The organism is Neisseria sp. Marseille-Q1983, assembly GCF_018224585.1.
Classification (GTDB): domain Bacteria; phylum Pseudomonadota; class Gammaproteobacteria; order Burkholderiales; family Neisseriaceae; genus Neisseria; species Neisseria polysaccharea.
Genome location: NZ_JAGTUI010000066.1, coordinates 1 through 5,541 on the forward strand (window position 1 = coordinate 1; position 5,541 = coordinate 5,541).

Annotated in this window: 8 protein-coding genes; 3 read left to right on the forward strand and 5 right to left on the reverse strand. The window is 52.7% G+C overall.

Annotation, left to right across the window (positions count from 1 at the left end; all coding sequences use genetic code 11):
• Positions 1-288: 288 nt before the first annotated feature.
• On the reverse strand, positions 289-726 hold the full coding sequence (gene rnhA, locus KEM39_RS10515) for a ribonuclease HI (RefSeq protein ID WP_118997934.1): 438 nt from the start codon (positions 724-726) through the stop codon (positions 289-291).
• A 113-nt stretch (positions 727-839) separates the two neighbouring features.
• Between rnhA and tehB the strand changes: the two genes are divergently transcribed.
• Complete coding sequence (gene tehB / locus KEM39_RS10520) at positions 840-1,709, forward strand: SAM-dependent methyltransferase TehB (RefSeq protein WP_101141656.1); 870 nt, start codon at positions 840-842, stop codon at positions 1,707-1,709.
• 49 nt (positions 1,710-1,758) lie between these two features.
• Here tehB and thiD read toward each other — a convergent pair whose 3' ends face one another.
• Positions 1,759-2,565 carry a bifunctional hydroxymethylpyrimidine kinase/phosphomethylpyrimidine kinase gene (thiD, locus tag KEM39_RS10525; protein ID WP_118997936.1) on the reverse strand — a complete coding sequence of 269 codons (807 nt, stop codon included), beginning with the start codon at positions 2,563-2,565 and terminating at the stop codon, positions 1,759-1,761.
• 833 nt (positions 2,566-3,398) lie between these two features.
• Here thiD and KEM39_RS10535 point away from each other — a divergent pair.
• Positions 3,399-3,581 carry a type II toxin-antitoxin system HicA family toxin gene (locus KEM39_RS10535; RefSeq protein WP_003711064.1) on the forward strand — a complete coding sequence of 61 codons (183 nt, stop codon included), beginning with the start codon at positions 3,399-3,401 and terminating at the stop codon, positions 3,579-3,581.
• Between the two features lie 56 nt (positions 3,582-3,637).
• A complete protein-coding gene (locus KEM39_RS10540) occupies positions 3,638-4,057 on the forward strand; it encodes a type II toxin-antitoxin system HicB family antitoxin (RefSeq protein WP_211709994.1) in 420 nt (139 codons plus the stop codon).
• A 76-nt stretch (positions 4,058-4,133) separates the two neighbouring features.
• On the opposite strand, the gene KEM39_RS11690 is transcribed toward KEM39_RS10540, so the two are convergent.
• From KEM39_RS11690 to KEM39_RS10555, 3 genes are all read right to left on the reverse strand, one after another.
• Positions 4,134-4,877 carry a site-specific DNA-methyltransferase gene (locus KEM39_RS11690; protein ID WP_249182737.1) on the reverse strand — a complete coding sequence of 248 codons (744 nt, stop codon included), beginning with the start codon at positions 4,875-4,877 and terminating at the stop codon, positions 4,134-4,136.
• Positions 4,847-5,341 carry a DUF2514 family protein gene (locus tag KEM39_RS10550; RefSeq protein WP_211709995.1) on the reverse strand — a complete coding sequence of 165 codons (495 nt, stop codon included), beginning with the start codon at positions 5,339-5,341 and terminating at the stop codon, positions 4,847-4,849. Before KEM39_RS10550 ends, KEM39_RS11690 begins: the two co-directional genes overlap by 31 nt.
• 5 nt (positions 5,342-5,346) lie before the next feature.
• Positions 5,347-5,541 (reverse strand): hypothetical protein (locus tag KEM39_RS10555; protein ID WP_211709996.1); only part of this gene is annotated, 195 nt, incomplete at its 5' end.

Sequence of the window (5,541 nt, forward strand, 5' to 3'; positions counted from 1 at the left end):
ATTCCTCTGCTGTCCGCAACTTTTCGTCATTCCCGTGAAAACGGGAATCTAGAACTTCAAACTTTCAGATAATCTTTGAATATTGCCGTTGTTCTAAGGTCTGGATTCCCGCCACTTTTCGTCATTCCCGCGAAAGCGGGAATCTAGAACCTCTAAATTTTCAGCTAATCTTTGAATATTGCCGCTGTCCCAAGGTCTGGATTCCCGCCTGCGCGGGAATGACGGGGCGGGCGGATGCCGTCTGAATTCCATTGGCGGTTTCAGACGGCATTTTTGCCGGTGCGGCACTCAGGAAAACTGCGCCGCGCCACGGTTTGCCAAATCGTCGGCGCGTTCGTTTTCCGCGTGTCCCGCGTGTCCTTTCACCCAAGTCCAGCTGACTTGGTGCCGTCCGACTAGAGCGTCGAGTTCTTTCCACAAGTCGTCGTTTTTGACGGGCTGTTTGGCGGCGGTTTTCCAGCCGTTGCGCTTCCAGCCGTGTATCCAGTTTTCCATACCGTTTTTGACGTATTGCGAGTCGGTGCAGATGATGACGGTGCAGCGGCGTTTGAGCGATTTCAGCCCTTCGATGACGGCGGTCAGCTCCATGCGGTTGTTGGTGGTTTGCGCTTCGCCGCCGAAAAGTTCTTTTTCGTGGTTGCCGTAGCGCATTAATACGCCCCAGCCGCCCGCGCCGGGATTGCCTTTGCACGCGCCGTCGGTGTAAAGGTAAACGGTTTTATCCATTATTGTGCCTTTGTGTGGTGTCCGGCGTGATTATAAGCGGTTTGCGCGCCGTGCCGTCTGAAAGATTGCGGCGGATTGAAATAGGCATATAATGTGCAACTTTATTTTTGAATATGAAGGAGCGGATAGTGGGTCAAAGTGGCGAGTTGTTTTGTTTCGGACAAATGCCCGTATGGAAAGTGGAAAACCTGCCGGAAGTTTTGTTGTCGGGTTATTCGTCCGAGGAAGGGGAATGGGTCTGCCTGAATGTGTTGCATGGCGATGTCGAAGTCCGCACGCAGGACGGGGCGGCAGAGGTTTGGTCGGCGGAAAGCGGCGATTGCGTGTTTGCGCCGCAGCAGGTGTTTTCGGTCAAACCGAAAACGGACGATGCTGAAATTCGTTTGTCGATGTATTGCGCGGCGGCAGACTATTTTCACAAAAAATACGGCATGAGTGCCACACATTCTGCGGTCGCGGCGGCTCAGGATACCGTACCGGCGGGCAGGGCGTTGGATATGGGCTGCGGACAGGGGCGCAACGCGCTGTTTCTCGGTTTGAAGGGGTTTGACGTAACCGCTGCCGATTGCAATCCCGCCGCCTTGGCAAACGTGGCGGAGCTGGCAGAGGCGGAGGGTTTGAACGTCCGCACGCTGGAATATGACTTGAACGCCGCCGCCTTGCAGGGCGAGTTTGATTATATTGTGGCAACAGTGGTGCTGATGTTCCTGATGCCGCAGCGTGTGCCCGACGTGATTGCCGATATGCAGGCGCATACGGCGGCGGGCGGGTACAATTTGATTGTATCGGCAATGGATACGGCGGATTTCCCCTGCCCGATGCCGTTCCCTTTTAAATTTAAAGAGGGCGAGCTGAAGGATTATTATCGGGATTGGGAGCTGGTCGAATATAAAGAAGAATTGGGCGCGATGCACGCCAAAGACGAAAACGGCAATCCGATACGGTTTAAATTTGTAACCATGCTGGCGAAAAAGCCTGAATAATCCTCAAAAATGCCGTCTGAACATTTTGTTTCAGACGGCATTTTTACGGTTAGTCCCGATACGCCCAATGATTGACCGGCCCGTGTCCCGCGCCGATTTCCAAAGGGTTTGAGATTGCCGCCGTGATATAGGCCTTGGCAGTCTGTACGGCTTTGCAAACGTCCGAGCCTTTTGCCAACTCGGCGGTAATGCAGGCGGAAAACGTGCAGCCTGTGCCGTGCGTGTGGGCGGTTGGAAAGCGCGGGCTGTCCAATTCCAGCGTTTCATTTTGCGTAAACAGCCAATCCGTGCAGCGTCCGCTTGCGCTGCCGTTCAAATGTCCGCCTTTGATAACGACATTTTTGACACCGTAATCAAGCAGGATTTTTGCCGCACGTTCCGCATCTTTACGGCTTTCGATATGCACGCCGGTCAGGGCTTCCGCTTCGGGCAGGTTGGGGGTCAATACATCCGTATCGGGAAGCAGCAGGCGCGTCAGTGCCGCAACGGCGGAATCCTGCAACAGCGGCGCACCGCCTTTGGCAATCATCACAGGGTCGAGTACGCGCCTGCCAAAGCTGCAGTGTTTCAGCTTGTCGGCAACGCATTCGATGATTTCCGCCGTGCCGAGCATACCGATTTTGTAGGCGCGGATGTCAAAGTCTTCCCTGATTGCTTGGATTTGTGCGGTGATGGTTTCGGTCGGGACGAGATGAACCGCCGACACGCCCAAGGTATTTTGCGCGGTAACGGCGGTGATGACGCACGTTCCGAACACGCCGCGCATCTGAAACGTTTTCAAATCCGCCTGAATGCCCGCACCGCCGCCCGAATCCGAACCGGCGATGCTTAGGGACTGTACGAAAGAGCCTTTCATTATGTTTCCTTTTCGGTTGAAACCCCGCCCTTTGTGGTAGAGTCAGACTTTGTTTGGAAGGGGTGTAACCCCTTCCGAATCAGGACGGCACATAGGGCGGTGCTTTATGTGTCGTCCTGTGTGTTGAAACCTTAATATTGCGTCCGATAAAAAGGGCTACTGCCTGTAAAAAAGCACGGCGATGCCGTCTGAAAACCGCAGCGCGGGGTTTGTGGTGCATTATATGCCGTATTGCAGGACAAGGCACAGGGCAGGGCGGCAGGGTGCATCGTAGCAACTGTATTTTTGCCCGACGGGGTGAAAAATACAGTTGCTACACCCACTGATAATGAAAAAAGAGGGCAATGCCGTCTGAACCGCGTGTTGCAGCGAGTATAAACCGGCACGCTTTATTCGTCATTCCCACAAAAACAGAAACCTAAAATTCCGTCATTCCCGCATAAGCGGGAATCTAGCTCTTGGGGCAGCGGCAATATTCAAAGATTATCTGAAAGTTTGAGGTTCTAGATTCCCGTTTTCACGGGAATGACGAAGAGTTGCGGGAATGACGATTCATAATAAAAAAACCTGCTTGAAACAAGCAGGTTTTTGAATTGGCACGCCCACGGGGATTCTTGATTTATATTAAAAACAAAATATTATTATGACTGCATTGCAATAATAAACAGAGCAACCCCAAAACCGCGCCAACAATCAGAAAAAACCAAACTAAAAATTTAGAACTTGTTGCACTGTTGCCCATCCTCAAAAACACAACAAAAATGTTTCGTTTTCGCTTGCAAATACAACATTTCTGTTGTATTATATCCTTACTGTATAGGAAAGGAGGTTATATGAAATACAGTGAGTTCAAACGATGGCTCGAAGCGCGGGGCGTGGAGTTCAAAAGCCAAAAGCGCGGCAGCCATTACAATCTCAGGCTTGGAGACAAAACGTCGGTTTTCCCGTTTCACGGCAGTAGGGAGATGGGTTCTGACCTGACGAATAAAATCAAAAAAGATTTGGGATTGAAATAAAAAGGGCAGCCCGAAAGGGCTGTCTGCACCGCAAACCGATTTTTACAAGGAAAACCATGTTGAACTATCCCTATATCCTCACGCCCGACAGCAACGGCACGTTTTTGGTTACTTTCCCCGATATACCTGAAGCGGCAGCGGTTGGCGAAGACGAAGAAACTGCCGCCATTGAAGCATTGGACGGCTTGTTGTGTGCCCTGGACGGCTATTTTGAAGACCGCCGGGCTGTGCCCATGCCTTCAGAGCCTACCGAAGGGCAGCCTGTTGTAGCACTGCCGGCGCTGGAAACCGCCAAAGTGCTGCTGCTCAACGAGATGGTCAGCCAAGGCGTGCGCAAGGCGGAAATGGCACGGAGGCTAGATGTGCACATGCCGCAAATTGACCGCTTATTCGACCTGCGGCATAATACTAAAATAGACTTTTTGGAAAAAGCCGCCTCGAAGCTCGGTAAAAGTCTAAATATTAGCTTCTCGTAAATTCTACTTTCTTATACAGTGAAAATTAAAGGCTACCTGAAAATTCAGGCAGCCTTTTTTTTCAGGTAGCCTGAAATCAGAACAACTGCCCTTGCGCCAGTGCGTGCTCGATGCGCTGGCAGGCAATATCAAAGTATTTCGGCTCGCGCTCGATGCCGATAAAGCGCCGGCCGCGCTGTAAAGCCGCTACGCCCGTGCTGCCTGTGCCCATAAACGGGTCAAGCACCAAATCGCCCGGCGCGGATGCGCTGGCAATAGCCTTATACATCACATACAGCGGCTTTACCGTGGGATGGTCAAACGGGTTTTTCTCCACATTACCCACCACAAAACGGGTTTTACTCTCCCAAATGTGGCGGCGGTAGGCGTGCACCATGTACTCGGTGTCTGGTAGATAGGTGCCGCAGGTGAGTGGCGTGGGATTTTTCTTGTTCCAAGTGAGCAACATCCAATTCAGGTTTTGGTTTTTCGCCTGGTTGATAATGTCCACAATTTGGCTTTTCGCGCAAAACACCAACCAGTTATCAAAATTATCCAGTAAATTAACATCAAAACCCGTATCAATATGGTTTTTAATATCCTGCAAATATTTCCGCCCAGCACCCATTCCCGCGCCGGAAGCGCCAAGCACATACGGCGGGTCGGAAATCAGCGCATCCACCTTGTTTTCAGCCAGTACCGCCGGCAAAAGGCCGGTGCAATCGCCCAAGTAGAGCGTTGCGCCGGCAAATTCTTGCTTAATCATTTCACACACCCAAAACAAAACCGCCGCAAAGCGGCGGGGTTTACTTATCTGCCGTGTCGGCCACCACGCGCCCATACGCCTGCCATTCGGCCAGGTCGTTGCGCTGGGTGTCGGCTATTTCTGCCCAATCCTGCATATTCTTTTGCGCAGTTGCCGAATAACTGCCAGCCTCGGGCAGCGGCTTCATCAACCGTGCCGGTGGTTCCGGCGGTTTGGGGCAGGGAGCGACTACGGGCAGCGGCGTAGGCGCGCACGCGCTCAAGCTCGCCGCGCAGATTATCCACAGCAATTTTTGCATTTTCTCTTTCCTTTTCCACTTCGGCCTGCGCGGCGGCCAATTCCGCCTGCGCCTGCCTTTCTTTTTCCAATACTGCACCGGTTTGCTTCGCCAGTGCTTCGGTTTTCTGTTGCTTCAGCTTGGTCTCGGCGGCACGGTAGCCCGCGCTGTAGCACTGCTCACCGTACCAATATTCACCGCCGATCACCGCCGCCAGCAGGGCGGCAATGGCAAGCGGTTTCCAATATTTCACAATCCACATTTTTTTTACGCTTTCTGCGGCTCGAGCCGCGCCAAAAATTGCCGATAGTTGCGCAATTCGTGCTCCGCGTGGCGGGCGGCGTAGGCATCGCCGATGGCCTCGGCATCGGCCAGCACCGCCTCCTGCTCGGCAATCATGCGGCGCACCCAATCGGCTGTGCATTCATCCGCCATACTATGTCTCGCTCTCGCCCTGTTTGC